A 20,423-nucleotide genomic window follows, 5' to 3' on the forward strand; every position below is an offset into this window, starting at 1 on the left:
TTGAGGAGACACCCTATGCTGAGGATTACCGGCGCACCGCGGCGTTCCCTATACCAGATCGCAGCCTTCTGCCTCCTGGGCCTTTGCTTCTGGCTGAGCGGCTGCAGTCGTGAGGTTCTGAAAACGGAGGATGGGGAGCCAGGGCCGGACAATTGGGAGCTGGGGGAATCCTCAACCTACAACATCCCCGCCGACGAAGATGTCCGCATCATCGATGACGTCACCGGACACATCATCCGCATTCCCGATACGGGGGGCGGATCCCTCACCGTCACAGCGATTGTTTCAGGCCCGCAGGCCGCCCCCGACGACAGCGCCTTCGCCCTTTCCTATACGGGAGCGGGGCCGGTGCAGATCATGATTCCCCATGGTCCCGAGGATTTCGACTTCGTCTTCGGCTATTCCTCTTTTCAAGGAGTGATTCTGGAAGGTGACGAGGGCTCCGACTACGGGTGGCTTCCCTTTCCGGTTACGGAGACCATCGGCGATACGCTGGTGTTTGGTCTTTTAAATTCTGAGGAGTCCAAGAACGTACAAGCGGCGTTGTGGCAGGGGATCACCAACTTCAAGCGGCTCAAGATCAAACCCGGGACGGAGCACGGCGATCTGATGCGCGTGTTCGAACAGAACGTACGGGATGCCCTTAACAATCTCATTCTGGTTGTCCCCGCCGCTCGTCGTGATCAGACCATGCAGGACATCGATGGGCCCTTTAAGCGGACGGTGTTCGTCGACATCAATACAGGATCGTGGTGGCCGACCAAGCCGAAGTATGTCGCCTTCTGGACCTTCGTCCCGGCTATCGCCCGCTGCGCCCTCATGATGAAGGACGACTATGCGGGCAGCGTTGCGCACGAGGTCGGACACTACCTGCACCATGTCCTGGTCAAAAACAACCTCTATCTCAACTTCGCCATGAACGCCCGGCCTTACGGCCACAAGATCGGCTCTGCCGGCGCCCGGAACAATGTCATCGAGGAACCGGCCTACTTCGCGGAGTATGTCCTCAATCGGACGATCAACAACGGAAACCCGGAGCAGGGGACCTTCTTGTCATCTCTTGATCACGTTTCTGACCCGATGCAGCATGACTACCTCGATCTCGAGGGGATGGGCGTCATGATCCTGGCTTCTCTAACGCGTCAAGGCGACACGATCTTCTCCTTCTACGGACCCCGCGTGCCGGTTCCGGTTGTACAAGGCGACCTGAATGAGCGCTACCAGGCGTGCTATGAGGGGATCGCCCAGGGGGCCAACACCATCCCCTCCTTCCGCTATAAAATGCATGTCTACCTTTCGGAATCGGGGCAGCAGGACAAGATACCGGCCATGCTGCAACCCCTGGGCTGGAGTCATTTCGCCGGGTGCCGATTCGTCGACGAGCAAAGCAACCCCCTTGAGAATCATACGGCCCGTTCCGTCTCAATCGCGGGCGGAGCGACTTACCGGCTCCCGTTGGGGAGGGCCGTTGCTGCGACTCCGGGAGGTTACCTTCTGGAGCGCGTCTATCCGGGGGATAGCATCCTTCGCATCTATCGACCGAACGGCGACTCGATCGATGTCGCCCGCAACATCGAGTGGGGAACCTCAACGAACCAGAAGCAAGAGTGGGGTGATATTGTGGTGCCTCAGCAGAATCTGCTTGCTCTACTCCAGCAGCGGGGAAACATCCACACTTTCGTCTTTGCGTATATCGACGACCCTCTGAGCGAGGATCCCCGTTACCAAGGCTTCTCAGTCTCTAATACCGTCTCCTGCCTCCCGGGAGCTCCCGCCCTCACCTGGGAAGGAACCGGCTTCTCCTTCACAATGCAGACGACTGAGGAAACCATTTATCATACGGCGGTCTACACCGACAGCCTGCAGGGAGAGGTCTCTCCAGACGGGAGATCCATCGAATGGATCCGCCTCTACTCGGATCGCACGACAACATATCCGCAGGGTGGCCGCTACCAGTGGCAGACCGATATCACTATAAGAGACATTCCCGTGACGGCATATCCCGGAGATGAGTGGCAGAACACCGAATTCCAATATTACCTCCTGCCTGAAGAAGCGCCGGACCGGGTCGTGAGTTGCAGGTGGTATCACTACTACAATAATCAGGAGATGGTAAGCACTACCTTCATTTCCCCAGGCAGCGAATGGTCATTCGCTATATCGACGCGCGAATGAAGCGCTCTAAGCGTTATTGTAGAAGTACCATGCCCGGCCGGCGCCGACGCCTCGACGACATCTTTTTAGATCCTGTCTGATGATACGGATGAACTTGGGGTGGCGTCCGGACACGAAAAATGTGTTACGATCGACCGTTGCCGCAATGCCGAGGGGCTGTTGATCGAACAAAGGAGGTAACGATGAATCTGAAGGGATCGCGGGCACTCGTCACCGGAGGGAGCGAAGGCATCGGGCGGGGGATCGCGGAGGCGCTCATCCGCAAAGGAGCCCGTGTGGCGATCATGTCCCGGAACAAGGAGAAGGTAGAGAAGGTCGCCGGGGAGATCGGGGCGCTGCCGATTCAAGGGAATGTTGGAATCGAGGCGGATGCCGTTCGCGCTGTCGAGACGGTGGTTCGGGAGTTCGGGGGGATCGATCTTCTCGTCAACAATGCCGGGTTCGGGCAATTTTTCTCCCTCGTGGAAGCCGACGTGAGCCGATTCGAGGATGTCTTCCGGACGAATGTGACCGGAGCGATGCTCATGGCGCGGGAAGCGGCTAAACATTTCATTGCAGAGGAGAGCGGGCATCTCGTGAACATTTCCTCCACCTCGGGCCTTCGAGGAGGGCGGGGAAGCACCGCCTACGCCGGCTCAAAATTCGCGCTGCGCGGGATGACCGAATGTTGGCGGGATGAGCTGCGCCCGCACAATGTGCGGGTGACGCTGGTGAACCCCAGCGAGGTTCAGACCGGTTTTTTCAAGAAGGTCGGCCGGGAGCAGGAAGAGTCTCTGAAGAAGCTGCGCCCGAGTGAGATAGCGGACGCCATCGTGGGGGCGCTCGAGATCGACGACCGGGGCTTCATCCCCGAGTTCTCGGTGTTCGCGACGAACCCGTTCTGAACGATGGACGGGGTTCTGAAGGCGTGTGGGCTCGGATCCAGGACGGCCCTTCGCCAGAGCCAATGGCCGCCCCAGAAGCAAGACTTCGCTTTACTTTCGCTGATAATGTTCTATCATTATTGTGCGCGGGCCGAAGGAGGTCGCTATGATGATTCTTGTCTGTCGCCGACACGTGCGCGCATTCTCCGGCGCGAGCGTATTCAGCGGGATCGTGCTCCTCTTTTGTCTCTGCTCGACACCATGTCTCGCCAATGTTGCACCGGAATCGGCCATCCTGATCCACGTACAGCCGGTTTCCGGAACCTGTGAGACGACGATCACAAACTGCTCAGAAATGGTCCGGACGACCAATGAGGAGGGACTACTCGAGTTCTTCATCTTCTTCTTCAAGAGTTTCAGTTGGTGGGACCAGCAGCTCTGCATTCATTCACTTCAGGCCGATCTCGTGTGGCCGGAGAGCTGGCAGTACATCGACTTTGATCCATGCAGCGGATCGGGCTGGATTGAACCCACGGGCTCGACCCATTTGCTCGAGATGTCCTGGTGGAACACCATGATCCCGGACGAGCCGGCCGGAGTCTTTCTGGTCGGACGCATAATCCTGAACGTGCGGGGACCAGGGCGGCTCGATTTTGTGAATCTCATCGCCAACCCGGTCGAACTTGTCGACGCAGCGCAGTCCGGATGCTGGGGGACCCCATTCGTCACCCAAGCAGTCGGCGTCGATGCTGAGGCCGGAATGGACTGTGAGTACACTACTATGAATTGCGCGGGACACGAGGTCTGCGTGGCCGAGTTCTTTGAGCCGGAACTCGTGCTGAGCGCACTGACTGGCGGCGTCGCCCATGGGCAGGTCGAGTTCTGGGCCGAAAACTACATGGGAGAACTCTGTGATCTCGCGATCGACACCAGGGCGGATTGGGCCGAGGCTGAAATCGAATACTCCAGCCCGGGGCATGCGTACCTGCAGGTCACAGCTGATGCTTCCGGGTTATACATGGGCGTGTATCAGACGGAAATCCAGCTATCTGAGGAGCTCTACTTCCATGTTGCCCGTTGCCTGCCGGTTGTGTTCACGGTCGAGAATCCCACTCCGGGTCGTCGGGCAAGTTGGGGATGGATCAAGTCTATCTATCGTTGAGATGCAGAAGACGAAGGGCCGATGATTCCATTCAAAGCGGTTCTGCAGTTCCTCGTGGCCGCCCTGGCGACGATTGCGCGGGCTCTTGGTCTCGTTCTTGGTCTCGGTTTCGGCATGGGGCAAGTTGCCTTGGCCGGGGACTCCGACCCCATCGCGGAGGCGTTTCCTCTGATCTTCGATTCCGAGCGGATTCGAATCGAGGTTCTGGACGACAGTCTCGAGGTGCGGGGTACGCTGGTGGCTTTCCGCCGGCCGTGGCGACGTCCCCTGCGACACGCGAGCTTCGAGATCCGGTTGCCCCCGAGCGCCATTCCTCTGGAATTCAGTTTTCCGTTCGAGCGGCAAGGCGCCGGCGATGAGACCTCTTATACATACGAGGCGCGCGACTTCTTCCCCGATCGTGATATCGTCGTCCGATGGATCTACTAATCCCGTTCCATCCTGCATCTGTCCCATCTCAATAACCCCATCTGCGCTTGAGTGAGATCGCGAGGCGGGCAGGGCGTGGCCTTATACATTGTACGTGGCGGGATCCTGATGGTAAAACGTCTGGAGCTGATCGTACAACTCGGGATGCCGTTTTTGCAGCGCCTGCGGCTTCTCGAAGAAACACTCGGTGGCGACAGCGAAGAATTCGGCGGGATTGGTGGCGCCGTAGGCGTCGAGAACCGTTTGGTGGCCTTTGGCGATCTCGTCACGCAGTTCCGTGAAGGCATTGCCGAGGACGCGCGCCCACGCGACGTACAGGCTCGGTCGCTCGAGCACCGGCAGGCCCTGGGCGCGGCCGTCTTCTTGGTCGAGCTGATGGGCGAATTCGTGCAGCACGACGTTGTGTCCGTCGTGGATGTCGGCGGCGCCGCGGCGCACATCATCCCAGGAGAGGACCACCGCGCCGCTGGACCAGGCCTCGCCGAGCCGGACGGAGGGACCCTCGTGGACGATGCCCCCCGGGAGCCGTTCGTTCGACCGCGCCACGTAGGCGCTTGGGTAGACAAGGATCGATTCGAGGCGGGGATAGTCGTCGTTCTCACGATGGAGGAGCAGGAAGCAGGCCTGGGCCGCGATGGTCACGCGGATCTCGTCGGTGATCTCCAATCCGCCGCACCCCTCGAAGTGCTTTTCGGCGAGGAAGACCTGGATGTCCCCCTTGAGCTCCCGCTGGTCCTCCGGCGGTAGCTTTGCGTAGAGCGGGTAGTTGCGCTCGAGGATCTGCAGCCATTCAGGCGGGAAGGGCTGCTCTCGCAGGTGTGAACGGCGGCGCCGCTTTCCAAAATCCAACATCACGTTCCTCCCCAATAGATTGATCTTAATCCTAACATGTCGCCATGCCTTCATCATTGCCATCGGGCGAAATCCCACTATAATATTGTCAACGAATCGGGACCTTCGGTGGGTGCGGGGTTCTGTCCACCGGATGCGAATCGGTGAGCGATCATAACTGACGGTGACTCAAGCAGGGGAGGGACGGAAATGAAAAGGAATGGAGTCCTCTATTCTCTAATTTTCATCTTTGTCGTCACCATGAGCGCCTCGGCCGTCACGCCGCGTGCAGACCTCTTTCTTCCAGCAAACCAAAATCATGTGAAGGGGCCGGTAAATGATCGACCACCGGGGGCGGATCGCCCCTTCGCCAGGGCCGATACGATCTGTTGGGGCGGCCATGACGGCAATGGCTATGCCGTCGAGGGGGGGATCTGGGATTTCGCCGACGGGACCCTTCAGGGTTGGTACGGCATAGACCGGACCCAAAATACAGGCGCCACTTGGTGGGCCCGCTATACCATCGCCGATTATGAGGATCACGGAACCGGAGGCATCGATCCTCCGATGACAACCGGCACCACCGGTCATCTCTGGTGCGGCGGCCAAAAATCCCTCGCGGAGGCCGAGTGTTGGGCGTGTGACGCCGGGGCCGGCGGCAACACCTACGGATACAAAGCGAACCTCTGCCAGAGAATCACCGGTGAGCGGCTGCCCTATTCCGGCGGTGATATCAGCATCAGCATGATGTACTACACCGACTCCGAGGGGGGGGTGTTTGATTACTCAAAGGTCCAGCTCGTTTGCTGCCAAGGCGCGACGGAGCTGGAAGTGATCACGGCGGACATTCTCGACGCCGGCATCGATGGATATCCCTGGGGCGTTGAGACGGGCCCTTCAAGCTATGTCGGATCTGTGCCGGGCGGCGCGATCCCCGGGGACGCCGACGGTGTCAGGATGCGCTTTGAGTTTGTTTCCGACGGCGGTTGGGATGATGAAGACGGCCGCTACTGCTCCACCTACGGGGCGATCGGACTCGATACGATCGAGCTTTCAGGCGGCGTCAGCGCCCAGTATGACTTCGAAAACGATGATGAGGGTTTTCTCCCCGAGCACTGCCCCGGCGTCGGCGAATGGGTCGCGGTGCATGCCCTATCCGACTATACCATTCTCGATCCCTGCGCCTGCGGGCTGGCGGATTATGTCCTCGCGATGCACGATGAAAACAACGGGCATGGCGATCCATCCAGCGACGTCAATCAATGGGCCATGGCGGTGAGCCCGATCATCAATCGCACGGCCTATCAGGGGTCCGGATATCATTCCGTCTTCGCCCGATGGGATATGTATGCCTTGATGCCGCTGTCCAACGGCGTTCTTTTTCGCCCCGGATGGATGTACGCGCCGTGGGAATGTCCCGGGACTGGCGCAACGGGCTGGTCGCCTCGCGTCGGGCAAAGCGCTTGGTTCTATGTCGGAGACGACCCTGTCTGTTTCCAGACAATGAACAGCGCAACCGAGAACGATATCCCCGGGGACGCCGATTATTACCGGTTCTGCTTTGAGCTGAGCGCTTGTTGCGAGTGCTTCGGTTTGTTCGGCTCGGACTGCACCGGGAGCAGCAATGCAACGCCCCTCCTCGATAATATTCAGGTTTGTATAACCAGCGGACCATCCTGGCCGCCGGACTACCAATACTATGTTGACGCCTTCAGCCAAAACATATACCTCGATCCGCACGCAGCAGGGCGTTGCGATTCTTGGGGCGGGGGTTGCGGCGATACACCCCCCTACATCCTGGCTGATTCCCTGGCCATCTGCGGCCCTCCGGTGTCCGAGCACATGCCATCCTGGGAGGCCAACCTCTGGTTGTACATTCCCCGCGTGGGCCCGCGAATCAATCCTGCCGGCTACAGCGCATGGAAGAGCCGTCTCTCCGGTGATCCCGGGCTCGAATTCGTTGCGGTGAAGATGGACTCCTGCGAAATCACCGTGGCCGGGAATCACATAGCTTATACCAACAAGTTCTGCTCCTACTTTCACGAGCAGGATCCGGGATTCGATTCCGGCTTCGGCGATTTGACGGATGAGAACGAAATTCTCCCCGACGATCTTTTCACTCCCGGCACATTGATTCAGTATTTCGTCACCGCCAACTACGTCGGCAACCCCGAATATATGTTTATTGAGGACACCACCGGCGGATTCTTTCGCGAGATCGAGTTTCTGCCGAGCATGCGAGAAGATGTCCCGGGCGGTGATATCGTGTGGCCCTGTCATCTCTATGTCGATGCTTATAACCGCGGTGCTCAGACGTACATTCAACCCGTATTGGACGCCTTTCTTCCTGAAGTTCCGGGGCCCGGCCCGAATAGCGACCGATATGATTATTATGGAACGGCCGGCGGCTGCGGCAAAACCAGCCTTTATCGATGGGGCAATGGCGGAGCGTCGATCTATCAGCTCTTGGGGTATTGTTTCATTCTCTTGAATACGGGGGATATGTCGGCGGGATCCATGAAAGAGATTGATTTCATCGGACTTGAAGACTGGTTATTGACAGGCATCTGCGACGTGAGCGGCGTTCGCCAGGGTCTCCTTCTCAATGGAGATGAAATCGCCGGTATCATCCGCGCAAAGCGCCCGTCTCTGCTCACCGGGCTTCTGGGCGCGGATTTGGATTGCACACCATACTCCGATTCCGATTGCCCCTACGGCGCGCCCATGGATACGTCCTATTGCGTCGAGATCATTCAAGCCGAGTCGCCTGTTATTCCGCTCTCGTCGGATACGTGGGCCTATGGCAACGGATGCCCGTATAGGTTTAACTTCTCCGTTCTCTATCCTTTGGGCACGGGTTTGGGCAATCGGAGTTGGTTCGACTATGACTTCAGCGGACCCAAGGGCATCGTTGAATATGCGCAGATTGTAAATGAGGATCTGGGACTCGGCAATTATCGATCCGTGCTCGACGGTTACAGCTATCACCACATTACAAACTCGTTCAATGAGGTGACGGGGCAGTGTGTTGCTGACGAGGCCGGCATCGGGGGCGCGATCATGGAGGAAATCAGCGGCACGCTTCAGTGGATATTCGGTGGTTCGGTTCCCAGTTTCTGCACCGATCCGATGATCGGCTGCGGTGAGGATGTTCCCGAAATCGGCGGTGTTGAGGGTCGTATCGACCGTCTTTATCAGAACCGGCCGAACCCGTTCAATCCCCGCACGGTGATTTCCTTCTCCGTGGCGAGGAGGAGCCGCGTCGAGTTGGCGATCTATGATGTCAGGGGCCGGCTGGTCCGCAGGTTGCTCGATAAGACGATGGATGCGGGACTTCAAACCGCCGTTTGGGACGGGATGGATGACCGCGGGAATCGCGTTGGGAGCGGTGTTTACTGGTCACAATTGAAGATCGGCGGTTATCAATCCAACAAGAAGATGATTCTCATAGAGTGACGGCGGCGGAGGAAGGTGTCTTAACAGACATTACGACTGCGTCTCTTGGCTGGGTGCAACCGTCCCTTGGCTCTTTAAAATGAATGGCACGAGGATCCAGCATAGGGCCGTGAATCCGGCGCCGACACCCACCAGCAGGCCATAAGCCGTATTCGTCCCAAGCGACACCTTCCAAGCCTCGTAAAAACGACCGCCCAGGATACTCGATAGGGAGACGCTCAGGTTGCTCAGGGACATGAGGAGGGCGAAGACCGTGCCGGCCGCGGCCGGTGGACAATATCTGCCGGCCAGTTCCAGCTGCGTGAGGCTCGCGCTCATGTAGATGAAGCCGTAGGCGAGGCTGATCAAGATGGCGGAGGTCCGGGTCCCGAGGCCGATGTAGACAAGGCTCGAGAGCACCATGCAAGCGACCGAGCCGTTGAGCAGAAAACGCAGCGGTACGCGCTTCGCGAACAACCCGTAAAGGATGCAGGCGACAATCGACGCGAAGCTGCTGAGTGTATAATTAAAACCAATGAACTGTTCGGGGAATCCCAGCTTCGTGCTCATGTGGACATAGAGCACATCAGCAGAAAACGGATTGAAGTTCAGCAGAAAGTAGAATACGGCGATGAGGAGGACGATCCGCGTCCGCATCACCTGTCCGAGAACCTTGACGGCGCGCTTCAACTGCTCGCGTTGCAACTCGGGGCGAGGCTTCTCCTCAATCTGGAAGATCGCAATGTATAACGCGACCATGCCCAGCAGGGCGCAGATGATGAAGCCCAAGCGCTGATACCCATGCTGGCTGATCCAGCCGCCGGCCACACCGGTCAGCAATCCCGCCGTGTACATGGCGCCCCACTGCGCCGATTGCAATCTTCCGGTGAGCCCCAGCGGCTGACCGGTTTCGATCATGATGGCATCCGTCGCCACATCCTTGAAGGCGATGCCGAAGCTCGGCAGCAATAGCAGGGCCAGCAGCGCCGTGGCGACGGCAGGAGAGAGGGGGAGCAGCGAGGCGGCCACGAAGCCACCGATCATCAGCAGACTCGACATGATCAGATAGCTTTTGCGCCGGTACCCCCTGATCGGGATGAAATCGGATATCAGGCCGAAGAGCGGCTTGATGTACCAGGGAAATCCCAAAATGAACATGAAGGTCGCGATCCCGGCCGTGTCGCGCCCCCATCCCCTGAGCATCGATCGAAGCGGCTGGGAGAGAAGACCCGCCGAGAGCTCGCCCGTACCCTGAACGAAGTAGAGCGCCGCGAAAATGATGAACAACTTTCGTGTCGAATTCTTGGTCATTTTTCAGCTACTGTCGCAAGGACTCCATTTTGCTGGAAAAAACGGGGATGGGTCACCCCATCTTTTTAATCGACGATCGGATCCATCCGAACACGTTTCCAACTATCACATGGGATCATTATCATGCAAATCCCTTCGAGCAAGGGAAATTTGCTCTGTGAGATCCAGTATGGATCCACCGTGGGATCCTGAGTGGGATCCAACATGGGATCCAGAATAGTTGTCGAACCCTGGAGAAAGAAGTACAATCAGATTCGGCAGAAAAGATTCTCCGGAACGCCGTCCGTCGGCCGTGGATCGTCCGGAAGGCGGGCTTTTTAAAAAGGGATTCGCCCATTTTTGGAAAGGAAACTCCGATGATTGTTCAACACGATGTCTTTCGCATCCTCCGCGGGGGATCCTTCATCCTTACCCTCCTCTTTGTCGCGCCGTGGCTCGGTTTCTCCGCGGCTCTGGCTGACGGGACGCTCTTCTTCACGGACATCTTCAATCCCAGCTTCTCCGACGGTTTCATCCGGCGTGTCGAAACCGATGGAACCGGGCTGCAAACGGTCCTGTCCGGGGGCGGCGGACTGCGCGGCATCGCCGTCTATCCCGATTCCGAATATGTCTACTACACCGATGTCGACCTCGATCAGATCCGGCGCTGCAACTTCGATGGCGGCAATGTGCGCACCCTCGTCTACGGACCTGTCTTTCCTATGGAGATCGCCATCGATCCCGCCGCCGATCTCCTGGTATGGGGAGATCAAGGCGCCGGCGTTATCGGCGTCGCGCACCTCGATGGCACGGGAGCGCACACCCTTCTCACGACATCCTTTGCCGCCGGGCTGGCTCTCGACACCGTGAACGGGAAGATCTACTGGAGCACCGCGCTGACGGGGTCCACCGGGGAGATCCTCCGCGCAGATTATGACGGATCGAATAGTCAAACGGTGGTTTCAGAATCCGACAGGCCCGCCCGCCTCGCCCTCGATATAAGCGGGGGTAAAGTCTACTGGACCGATTACGTCGTCGACGTCGTGCGCCGGGCCAACCTTGATGGAACCGAAGTGGAAACGATTTTTGATGCGGGCGGAAATCACAACCCCGATGGCATCTGCCTCGACCTCGCCGCGGGAAAAGTCTACTGGGGGCAGGAGGGCGTACAAGTTAATCGTGAAATGATCAAGTGCATGAACTTCGACGGCACCGCGGTCGAGGATGTCATCGACGGATTCGGTATCGTCGCGAGCATCGACCTGAAGGCGGCCCCCTTTTCTTCCGTCGGGAGCGGTCCCGCGGCGATGCGCCTGTTGACCGTATCTCCCAATCCCTTCGCCGGGAGCGCCGCCCTCCGCCTCGATCTGCCGCAGGATGCATCTATCCGCCTCTCCATCTACTCTGTGGACGGGCGCCGTATCACCACGCTCCACAGCGGAATCTTAGCGAGGGGCCGCCATCAACTCATTTGGGATGGGACCGACCAGGGTGGAGTGATGGCGCCGCCGGGAGTCTATTTCTGCCGGATGGACGCCGGCGCCGCCGTGGAGAAGATCCCGATGGTGTTGATTCAATGACCCTCAGGCAAAGGTAATCCACGAAAGCGGGGCAACTCCATATGTCCGGTTTATGGGCGGGATTGGTTGAATGGGTTCAGGCGCACAGCGGCCTTTCACATGGCCTCTTCGAGCGTCTGGCGGGAAGTTTGGGTCTTGTCATCCTCTTTCTTGGTGTTCGCATTCTGGTGTCAGCCATTCTTGATCGCCGAGTCCCCGACATTTCCAAGAAATATATTCTGATCAAATCGACCAGCTATGTACTCGGGTTCGCCTTATTCATGGCGATGCTGATCGTCTGGTTCGGCAACGCCACGGGATGGGTCTCCTATCTGGGGCTTCTGTCCGCCGGTCTCGCCATCGCTCTGCAGGATCCGGTCACGAATTTCGCGGGATGGATCTTCCTGACGATTCGGAAGCCGTTCGTGGTGGGGGACCGGATACAAATCGGCGAGCACCGTGGGGACGTGATCGATCTGCGCCTGTTCCAGTTCAGCATCGTTGAGATCGGAAACTGGGTGGACGCTGATCAAAGCACAGGCCGCATCATTCACATTCCGAACGGCTGGGTGTTCAAGTACAGCGCGGCGAATTACACGCAGGGATTCAAGTTCATCTGGAACGAGCTTCCCGTCACCGTGACTTTTGAAAGCAATTGGGAGAGGGCGAAAGAAATCCTCTCAGAGGTGGCGGAACGGCATTCGCTTCTCAGAAGCCATGAGGCCCAGGAGCAGGTGCAGCGGGCCGCCCGAAAGTACCTCATCAAGTTCACACATCTCACTCCCATCGTCTGGACCTCCGTTATCGACAACGGCATCACATTGACGGTGCGCTACATCTGCGATCCCAGGAAGCGAAGGTCGTCGGCCGCCGCCATATGGGAGGATGTGTTGAAGGCCTTCGCCGCCAACGACGACATCGATTTCGCCTATCCCACAACCCGTTTCTATCACAATATGTCCGAGGGAAAACCAGGAGCCCGGGCGGGCGTCGCGGGACCGCCGGTTGAGGCAGGGCGCTGAGGCCGTCGGGGACCGACAGGGGTTCATTGGAGGTGTAGGATGCGCAAACGTATAACCCATTACGGCACACTCTTTCAAATCATGGGAGTCATTCTTTTACTCGCCGGATGTTCCTCGGAATCAGTCCCCCCGACCGAATCCACCGCCGGTCTCCTTATCGGGGGGGTAAGAGTTCCGGAGGTTGTGGTCGAGGGGGAATCCGCCAGCGTGACTGTTTGGGGGACGTCTCCTCAGGGGACGCGGGCGGTCGAGACGCTCCTTATACAAGTCGTGAATCAGCCGACTGAGGGGCCGGGTGAGGAGCCCGGGGAGATCAGCGTCTCGCTCGCGGCCGACCCATTGAGCCGTCCCATTCGATGCGGAACGACATTCGAGATCACGGGGGAGCTTCCGGTTCTCGAGCCCGGCGATTACGTCGTTGAGATTGCCGGAACCCATCGCCGACAAATGCTTCACGTCTTCCCTCGAGAGGGTTGGATCTGGTATCGCGCGATTGGGGACCCCCGGGTTCCCGATGAAGGACTTCGCATTCTCCAAAATGGCCGCACCATGGCCTATCGAGAAGGGGCGGCCCGCCTGGGGCGCATCCAGCTTGGCGAAGAGCGGCTCGACAGGATCATCACTTGGTTCCGGGAGGCCCGGTTTGGCGAGTTGAACGATTTTTATCTTGATGAGGAACCGCCGCATGGGCGCCTGCTGGAAGTGGCGCTGCACGACGGAGAGATGCGCAAGCGAGTCCTCGCCGACGAAGCTCTTGCGCCGGAACCGTTGAAGGTGCTGGCGGCGCGGCTATCCGATCTTATCAGCTATGTATTGTCGGATATGGCGGACCCGCATGCCGTCGTTGCGTCTCTTAGCGTTGAACCTCCGGCCGGAGAAATGGGATCCCACCGGCGGCTCAAGCTGAGCCTGGCCAACCACGGGGCGGAATCCGTCACGCTTACATTCCCAACGACTCAGCTCTACGATCTTATTATTTTGCGGGGCGGACCGCAACCCGCCGATCCGATGCTGCCGGATCCAAGTACGCCGGATCTTCTCATCTGGAACTGGGCCCACGCTATGGAGTTCAGCCAAGTCATCACGACACTGAGCCTTGAGCCGGGCGCAGTGAGGAGTTTCGAGGAAACCTGGGAAGGGTGCTCCAATGCAGGGGATGTGGCGGATCCAGGCGGCTATCACTTGGAGGCGCGGATCCCAGCGGACATTCCGGTGCCCGTCCGCCCGGCCAGGCTGGTTGTACAAAGCGAGCATCCCGGGAGTGGATTGCAGGCGAGGCTTTCAATAGAACCAGTGACTGGTCCCGAGGGATCCGAACGCGAACTGACATTGTACGTAACCAATTCCAGCAGGGAGCCGGTTAGTATAACATTTCTCAGCACGAAGCAGTATGACTTCGCCATCGAGGACCCGCGGATGGCCCGCCCCGGCTACCTCTGGCTCTGGTCGCGTGGAAGAGGGTTTGGGGATGTGGTCTTCACCGCGGAGTGGGCGCCCGGGGAAACAAAATCCTTCACGGAAATCTGGGATGGCGCGATGGAGGATGGAGCCGCAATGCCCGCGGGACGGCGCTATCTTCTCAATGGGTGGCTGGAGGTAGAAGGGCATCCTCCGCTGGTTGTCGCGCGACCGGTCCCGTTTACGATTGAGCGGGAGTAGCCGTTTCTCACAAAAACAGCAGCGGGCGCCGCATCAGCGCCCGCTGCCGCCGGGGTCGCCGCCCGGTGTTCTCTCTATTTTTCCCGGATGTAGATATCACCGTTGTAGTTTGAGAAATGTAACTCTTGACCACCGCCGTTGATGGTTCCCCAAAAGGAACGATCGATCTCTACTCTATACTTGCCGTCTGAGTCCCTCTTGTTCTTCTGGATAACCTGTTCCGGATTTTTAATTTCTTTCACCTCGAAATCCGTGAAGATATCACCTTGCACCGTCTTTATCTTGACCAGCGCTTTCAATGGCGCCGGGAATGTAATATCAACATCACCGTTAAACGAGCTGAAGGACATATCCTTTTCAGGATTAATGGCATCGAAAGTCACCGTTAGATCCTTATTATGTGCGCTGGCCACCACGCTCCCGCTAATCTTCAGAAGTGTTACAGCGCCATTTATATTGGATGCTTCAATATCTCCCGTTATGTTCTCCACTTTGATATCCCCTGAATTAATGCAGCTTAGGTTCAAGAAGGCTTTATTGGGCACCCTGATCATAAGATCGACGGGATGGGCCCATGAGTCGGTGTCGATATCGATTCTGTTATCCTGTTCTTCGACGGTGAGCGAGCTGCTGCTCACGGGCAAGCGTGTCATACCTTCGTATTTGCCTCCTTTTCTGTCGTGTTTATCCAGCTTGACCATGCCGGCTTTCGCTTCAACGATAACGTCCTTCCCATCATAACCAACCACCGTGATGCCGCCATTTATCAATCCCGCGGACAGAAAGACCGGTTTTCCGGGGTCGGTCAGCTCCACGATGACGCGATCCGCCGTTTCTTGCTGTGCGGCTGCGGCACCCGCGAACAAAGAGAGAATCAGTGGGGGAATCAATGAGTTGCACAATGTTGTCCATTTGATACTCGTTCGATGGGGCATAGGAATCCTCCATTTCTTGAACTTCTTCGGCGCGAACCGCAGCCTACTGGCTCAAAATAAACATGTCACCGTTGAGGGTGTGCAATTCACACTCCGGCCCGCCGGTTCCGGCGCGCACACCCGACATATGCGTGACTTTATAGGCGCTCTTGCCATTCTTCTTCTCGCTCATCTCTGATCTACCCGGCAGCGACACGACCTCAAAATCAGTAAAAACCTCGCCATTCATGGTTTTCATATAAAAATCCGCCGATAAATCCGATTGAAAATAGAGGCGCACATCGCCATTTATAGTCTCGAATTTGCACTTGTTTTTCGGGTTTGAATCGAACGCGATCAGGACTTTTCCATTTATCGCGGAAATCTCTCCCGAGCCGCGAAGCCCTTTCATCGATATTGCCCCATTGACGTTGCTTGCTTGAAAATCCCCCCTGATGGAGTGGACGTTGATATCCCCCTCATCAACGGTTTTCAAGTCAATCTGACAATCCTTCGGTATCTCAAGAGTGAAGTCGTAGACGACTTTGTATCCTTCGCGGCGGTATCCCCGCCAATCGATCCCGCGGTCCCCGCCGCGGCGAAAGGGCCCGTCAACATAGAATTCAATCAGCTCGGCCCCTTCGAAGATGTCGAGGATAACTTCTTCCTGAGCTTCCTTCACCTTTTCGTCCGAGCGCGCAGTAATGGACTTTCGAATCCTCACCTGAATTTCATCGCCATCGTAACCTTTCACATCAATAGATCCGAACACATTATCTACAATAACAAGCCGCTCTCCTCTGGGATTTTCAAATCGCAGGACTTTTGAAAAGTCCTCATTGACGACAATATCCGCCGCCAATACCGGCGTGCTGGAGACAATGACGGGAATCATGAACAGAACGAAGATATATTGAGTCATGATGATTTCCCCATTCTATTTCTTTTACAATAATGCATGGATTTTACTTTCCGCGTGTTTTTTTACGGATGGGCTCACGTCTGGTTTGGTGATGAAGATTTTCAGCGCTTCCAGGGCCTTCTTCTCCTGAAGGGCTATTAGAAAATCAATGAGGGCCACCTGAACCATCGGGGAGGACTCCTGCGAAAGCGCCAATGACAGGGCATCCAAAACGCCTGATTCGTGAGGAAAGAATGTCAATGCGTCGACGGCGGCGAGGCGGACATTTTCATTGGGATCGGAGTTGAGGATGCGGGTCAGGTTTGTCAATAGCCGGGTGGAGGGGACATCGACCCTGGTGCTCCAGTTCACCCCTCGCAGGCGCTCACTCGAAGAATCTTGCGATAGCAGTGATAATGACACCATTTGGTTCATTTGTTGAATTTCAGAACGCATGTGCGCGAGCTCTTCTTTTGATCCTTCGCCCGCGTTGAAACGGGAGCCCGCCGCCATTCCCACCATAAGAACGGCGGCGGTCATCATCAGCTGCACGGCGGGCCGGCGGGGCCACCAGGCTTCAAGCCACAACTCAAGGCGCCTCCACCAAGATGTATTTGCGGATTCCCCCAACCGCCTCTTTTCCGCTTCCAACATCGGATAAAACCGGCCCCGCAAATCCGGGCTCGGTTCTTCGTCGGGGAAATCGGCCAGTTCCACCCATGTTTTTTCCATATATTCCAATTCCAACCGGCAGGTTTCGCACTGGCTCAAGTGTGATTCAAACAGGTGAAGTTCATCGGAGGGGATTTGCCCCGCCAAATAATCCGGTATCAGCTCTTGAATCCTTTTACAGTTCATTCTACGGCCTCATCTCTCTGCTCGTTAAACAGCCATTTCAAATCCCTGATGGCATAAAAGACTCTGGCTTTAACGGTTCCTACCGGACAGCCCAAAATTTTAGAAATTTCCGAATACCTTTGATTCTGGAATCGACTGAGAAGCAAAACCGTACGTCTTTCTTCGGATAGCCGGCTCAAGGCATCGTAGAGTTTTTGATGATTAAGAGACTGTTCGGTCAAATGATCCGGGTCGGGATCAGTGCCGGCTAATTCTTCAATCTCATCTGTAAATGTATATCGATGTCTCGCCTGTCTTAAATGATCTATCTTGATTCGGCAGGCAATTGAATACATCCACGTCGTAAACTTGCCTTCACCCCGATATGTCCGGCGGTATTTTAACATTCTAAAAAAGACCTCTTGAACCAAATCCTCACTAAGTTGCCGGTTTCCCATCTGTCTGAGAAAGAAGTTATAGAGCCGCTTATGATATCTTTCGAAAAGACATCCCAGCTGATCGAGGTCGCCGTCTCGAACCGCCTGCATCAATTGTTCATCCGATGTCTCACGCACTTCAGGTTCGCTCCATATATCTCATCTCTGTTCATTTAGACTGCGGTTTTCCAAAGAGGTTGTCAGAAAAATGCTATCACACGACTCGGCCCCTAACATCTTGCGAAATAAGGCAATGCGCGCCGGCAGCGGAGGCGGTGAGGGGTCCATGGTTATGCCGGCAGCGTCACCTGGAACGTGACGGCGGCGAGCTGCTCCGGAGCCTTGCCGGTTTTTTCCAGAAAGGCGTGCCAGCGCGGATCATCATGCAGGTTTCTATAGGATGGTTGCAGAAACTGATCCCCAAGGGCCTCTCCTTGGGAGACCGCCCTGTCCAAGCAGTTGAAAGCGGCGTCAGCATCGCCGATCCAGGCATACACTTGGGCGATCTCAGAGGGATACGCATCTTCACATCGATCGCGAAGCCGGGTGAACGCCGCCTCGAACTCCGCTCGCCGTCCCAATTCGTAGGAGGCCAGTGCGATGCCCTTCAAGCGGTAGTCATCGTCGAGCTCTTTCTGAAAGGCCGCCAGCGCCGCTTTGCTCTCGCCTTTCAGCAGCAACACCATGCCGATGAAGAACTGGCTGGTGATGTAACCGGGGCTCAGTGTCAGAGAGGTGCGGAAAGCGCTGATCGCCTCGTCCAGGCGTCCGGCGGAGATATAATCGAGGCCCAGCTTGACGTGGGTGTTGGGGCTCACCGGATCGCGGGCGGCGCGGTATTCATCGAGCGCTATGGCGTCGTCTGTCCGGCCGAGGAATGTCGCCAATCCCGAGGCATTACCGATGACGGCGCTATTCGTGGGTTCCAAGGCGAGGGCGCGTTGCATATGCCGGGCCGCGGTGGCGAGATCTCCATCGTAGCCGCCTGAGATCCAGCCGAGCATGGAATGGGCGCGCGCACAATCCGGATCGATCGCCAGCACCTTCTGGGCTGCCTCGCGGGCCAGTCGGAAACCCTCTCCCGGGTCTCGCAGACCTTTGCTCGCCTGATTTGTATACGTTGCCGCCAGTGTGATGAGCGCTTCCGCATACTGCGGATCAATGGACAGCGCCTTCCGGCAAAGTTCCACGGCCTTTTCATAAGCCTCGACACTGCCCAGGTTGCGCATATGGCGCGCTTGCATGATGAGGGCATGCGCCTTTGGATCGGGCGCACCTGACTTCGGTGGTTCTCCCAGCAGTGTGATTCTGAGCCGCTCCACCACGACGGCGGCGATCTCATCTTGGATCGCGAAGATGTCATCCAGCGTGCGGTCGAACGTCTCCGACCATAAGTGAATGTCCGCTGCCGCCTCGATCAGCTGCGCGGTGACACGCACACGGTTGCCGGCCTTGCGTACGCTCCCCTCGAGGATGTGAGCGACGTTCAGTCGTCCGGCGATCTCCGGAATCTCCAGATTTTGGCCCTTGAAGGAGAAGGCCGATGAGCGTGACGTGACTCGCAGCTGTTTAACTTTTGACAGAAGATTGAGCAATTCCTCAGAGATCCCATCAGAGAAGTATTCCTGCTCTGCGTCACTACTCATATTGACGAAAGGGAGCACGGCGATGGAGTGAAGCTCAGGCGCCGGCCGCGCGGGAACGGCGGGTTCCGGTGGCGGGACGGGGGTCGCATCCGGCTCGAAGGCCCGGCGGTTGTCACCGATGGAGGACTCACCCGAGCGGATCTCATCCCGTAATGCCTCAAGTTCATTGCGAATATCTTTGGCGCTCTGGTACCGCCGCTCAGGTTCCTTCTCCATACAGTGGGCCAGTATCCGTCCGAGATGCCGGGGAAGATCCGGCCTGTATTGTGTAAGCAGCGGAGGCGTGTCGCGAAGGATGGAGGCCCCCACATCTGAGAGGGTGGCGCCCTCAAAAGGTTTTTTCCCGGTGGCCAGCTCATAAAGAAGAATGCCCAGTGAGAAGATGTCGCTGCGGTGATCAGCCTCCAGACCCCGAAACTGCTCGGGAGACATGTACGGCACCGTTCCCATGATGGCGCCCTCACCGGTGAGGGGCAGAATCTCCGTGGTGGAACTTTCAGGCGGGATTGTATCCTTGGACGGCCCGGCCTGCTTGGCCAACCCGAAATCCAAGACGATCACCCGGCCTCCGCTGGTCACCATGACGTTGGCGGGCTTTATATCGCGATGAACAATCCCCTTTTCGTGCGCGGCGGAAAGGGCGTCGCATAAGGCGATGGCGATGTCGAAAACCCGCGCCGAAGGGAGACCCCCGGGCGGCAGGATCTTATCCAATCCTTCGCCGTCGATGAGCTCCATGGTGAGGAAGTGGCGTCCGCCGGATTCCTCCAGCGAGTAAATGTGCACGATGTGGGGGTGGCTGAGCCGGGCGACGGTCTCGGCCTCGCGCTGAAGGCGTTCGAGGCGGGCGGCGTCGGTGGACATATCGGCGGGGAGGAGCTTGAGGGCCACCTCGCGCTTGAGCTTGGTGTCCAAGGCGCGATAGACCTCGCCCATGCCCCCGGCGCCCAACTTGTCGAGTATCTGGTAATGACCTAGAGTCTTTTCGATCACGAGCTGGATATCCTTGTCATTCGGTCCACCTCATCTCTAACCGGGATTGTAATTCTGATTTTCCTGCGATGAAAGCCACTCGGTGGGATTAGAAAAACGAAGGCGACAAGCCCTCTCGAGGTGGGGCGGATGGTCGTCAAAGGCGATGTTTAACAAATACAATAATTGTGGATGGGGTTATCGTCGGACCGATGACCATCAGGGGCGCATGGCCGCATGGAAAGTCGCGTTTTCCGACCGGCGGCGAGGCCAATTCTCCATCGGGTTCGG

Annotated in this window: 15 protein-coding genes; 8 read left to right on the forward strand and 7 right to left on the reverse strand. The window is 57.4% G+C overall.

From position 1 onward, the window contains the following. The first annotated feature begins 15 nt into the window (after nucleotides 1–15). From KJ970_20695 to KJ970_20710, 4 genes are all read left to right on the forward strand, one after another. On the forward strand, nucleotides 16–2,175 hold the full coding sequence (locus KJ970_20695; protein ID MBU2693345.1) for a hypothetical protein: 2,160 nt from the start codon (nucleotides 16–18) through the stop codon (nucleotides 2,173–2,175). Nucleotides 2,176–2,357: 182 nt separating this feature from the next. Next, nucleotides 2,358–3,059 (forward strand): SDR family oxidoreductase, encoded by a 702-nt coding sequence (locus KJ970_20700; protein MBU2693346.1) that lies wholly within the window; start codon nucleotides 2,358–2,360, stop codon nucleotides 3,057–3,059. A gap of 145 nt (nucleotides 3,060–3,204) precedes the next feature. Then, a complete protein-coding gene (locus tag KJ970_20705) occupies nucleotides 3,205–4,200 on the forward strand; it encodes a hypothetical protein (GenBank protein ID MBU2693347.1) in 996 nt (331 codons plus the stop codon). Between the two features lie 21 nt (nucleotides 4,201–4,221). Then, a complete protein-coding gene (locus KJ970_20710) occupies nucleotides 4,222–4,629 on the forward strand; it encodes a hypothetical protein (protein ID MBU2693348.1) in 408 nt (135 codons plus the stop codon). A gap of 81 nt (nucleotides 4,630–4,710) precedes the next feature. On the opposite strand, the gene KJ970_20715 is transcribed toward KJ970_20710, so the two are convergent. After that, nucleotides 4,711–5,481, reverse strand: a complete 771-nt coding sequence (locus tag KJ970_20715) for a zinc-dependent peptidase (protein ID MBU2693349.1) — start codon at nucleotides 5,479–5,481, stop codon at nucleotides 4,711–4,713. A 189-nt stretch (nucleotides 5,482–5,670) separates the two neighbouring features. Here KJ970_20715 and KJ970_20720 point away from each other — a divergent pair, with 189 nt between their 5' ends. After that, a complete protein-coding gene (locus tag KJ970_20720) occupies nucleotides 5,671–8,916 on the forward strand; it encodes a hypothetical protein (protein MBU2693350.1) in 3,246 nt (1,081 codons plus the stop codon). A 30-nt stretch (nucleotides 8,917–8,946) separates the two neighbouring features. Here KJ970_20720 and KJ970_20725 read toward each other — a convergent pair whose 3' ends face one another. Beyond that, nucleotides 8,947–10,206 carry an MFS transporter gene (locus KJ970_20725; protein MBU2693351.1) on the reverse strand — a complete coding sequence of 420 codons (1,260 nt, stop codon included), beginning with the start codon at nucleotides 10,204–10,206 and terminating at the stop codon, nucleotides 8,947–8,949. Between the two features lie 356 nt (nucleotides 10,207–10,562). Here KJ970_20725 and KJ970_20730 point away from each other — a divergent pair, with 356 nt between their 5' ends. From KJ970_20730 to KJ970_20740, 3 genes are read left to right on the forward strand one after another with little or no spacing between them, the layout of a single operon-like run. Then, nucleotides 10,563–11,765, forward strand: coding sequence for a PQQ-binding-like beta-propeller repeat protein (locus KJ970_20730; GenBank protein MBU2693352.1), 1,203 nt, complete (start codon nucleotides 10,563–10,565; stop codon nucleotides 11,763–11,765). A 41-nt stretch (nucleotides 11,766–11,806) separates the two neighbouring features. Then, a complete protein-coding gene (locus KJ970_20735) occupies nucleotides 11,807–12,766 on the forward strand; it encodes a mechanosensitive ion channel family protein (protein MBU2693353.1) in 960 nt (319 codons plus the stop codon). Between the two features lie 39 nt (nucleotides 12,767–12,805). Continuing rightward, the gene (locus KJ970_20740) at nucleotides 12,806–14,425 is read left to right on the forward strand and encodes a hypothetical protein (GenBank protein ID MBU2693354.1); all 1,620 of its coding nucleotides are present in this window, start codon (nucleotides 12,806–12,808) and stop codon (nucleotides 14,423–14,425) included. A 74-nt stretch (nucleotides 14,426–14,499) separates the two neighbouring features. Here KJ970_20740 and KJ970_20745 read toward each other — a convergent pair whose 3' ends face one another. From KJ970_20745 to KJ970_20765, 5 genes are all read right to left on the reverse strand, one after another. Beyond that, on the reverse strand, nucleotides 14,500–15,291 hold the full coding sequence (locus tag KJ970_20745; GenBank protein MBU2693355.1) for a DUF4097 domain-containing protein: 792 nt from the start codon (nucleotides 15,289–15,291) through the stop codon (nucleotides 14,500–14,502). Between the two features lie 112 nt (nucleotides 15,292–15,403). Then, the gene (locus KJ970_20750) at nucleotides 15,404–16,261 is read right to left on the reverse strand and encodes a hypothetical protein (protein MBU2693356.1); all 858 of its coding nucleotides are present in this window, start codon (nucleotides 16,259–16,261) and stop codon (nucleotides 15,404–15,406) included. Between the two features lie 24 nt (nucleotides 16,262–16,285). Next, complete coding sequence (locus KJ970_20755) at nucleotides 16,286–17,098, reverse strand: HEAT repeat domain-containing protein (GenBank protein ID MBU2693357.1); 813 nt, start codon at nucleotides 17,096–17,098, stop codon at nucleotides 16,286–16,288. Further along, nucleotides 17,095–17,652 (reverse strand): sigma-70 family RNA polymerase sigma factor, encoded by a 558-nt coding sequence (locus KJ970_20760; GenBank protein ID MBU2693358.1) that lies wholly within the window; start codon nucleotides 17,650–17,652, stop codon nucleotides 17,095–17,097. The genes KJ970_20755 and KJ970_20760 overlap by 4 nt, the downstream gene beginning before the upstream one ends. Before the next feature lie 152 nt (nucleotides 17,653–17,804). After that, the gene (locus KJ970_20765; GenBank protein ID MBU2693359.1) at nucleotides 17,805–20,153 is read right to left on the reverse strand and encodes a protein kinase; all 2,349 of its coding nucleotides are present in this window, start codon (nucleotides 20,151–20,153) and stop codon (nucleotides 17,805–17,807) included. Between the last annotated feature and the right edge of the window lie 270 nt (nucleotides 20,154–20,423).

Source organism: Candidatus Eisenbacteria bacterium (genome assembly GCA_018831195.1).
Taxonomy (GTDB): domain Bacteria; phylum Eisenbacteria; class RBG-16-71-46; order CAIMUX01; family JAHJDP01; genus JAHJDP01.

Excerpts from the sequence above, each read along its gene's own strand:
- KJ970_20695 (MBU2693345.1), top strand. The coding sequence starts at position 16 with ATGCTGAGGATTACCGGCGCACCGCGGCGTTCCCTATACCAGATCGCA.
- KJ970_20700 (MBU2693346.1), top strand. The coding sequence starts at position 2,358 with ATGAATCTGAAGGGATCGCGGGCACTCGTCACCGGAGGGAGCGAAGGC.
- KJ970_20705 (MBU2693347.1), top strand. The coding sequence starts at position 3,205 with ATGATGATTCTTGTCTGTCGCCGACACGTGCGCGCATTCTCCGGCGCG.
- KJ970_20710 (MBU2693348.1), top strand. The coding sequence starts at position 4,222 with ATGATTCCATTCAAAGCGGTTCTGCAGTTCCTCGTGGCCGCCCTGGCG.
- KJ970_20715 (MBU2693349.1), bottom strand. The coding sequence starts at position 5,481 with ATGTTGGATTTTGGAAAGCGGCGCCGCCGTTCACACCTGCGAGAGCAG.
- KJ970_20720 (MBU2693350.1), top strand. The coding sequence starts at position 5,671 with ATGAAAAGGAATGGAGTCCTCTATTCTCTAATTTTCATCTTTGTCGTC.
- KJ970_20725 (MBU2693351.1), bottom strand. The coding sequence starts at position 10,206 with ATGACCAAGAATTCGACACGAAAGTTGTTCATCATTTTCGCGGCGCTC.
- KJ970_20730 (MBU2693352.1), top strand. The coding sequence starts at position 10,563 with ATGATTGTTCAACACGATGTCTTTCGCATCCTCCGCGGGGGATCCTTC.
- KJ970_20735 (MBU2693353.1), top strand. The coding sequence starts at position 11,807 with ATGTCCGGTTTATGGGCGGGATTGGTTGAATGGGTTCAGGCGCACAGC.
- KJ970_20740 (MBU2693354.1), top strand. The coding sequence starts at position 12,806 with ATGCGCAAACGTATAACCCATTACGGCACACTCTTTCAAATCATGGGA.
- KJ970_20750 (MBU2693356.1), bottom strand. The coding sequence starts at position 16,261 with ATGACTCAATATATCTTCGTTCTGTTCATGATTCCCGTCATTGTCTCC.
- KJ970_20755 (MBU2693357.1), bottom strand. The coding sequence starts at position 17,098 with ATGAACTGTAAAAGGATTCAAGAGCTGATACCGGATTATTTGGCGGGG.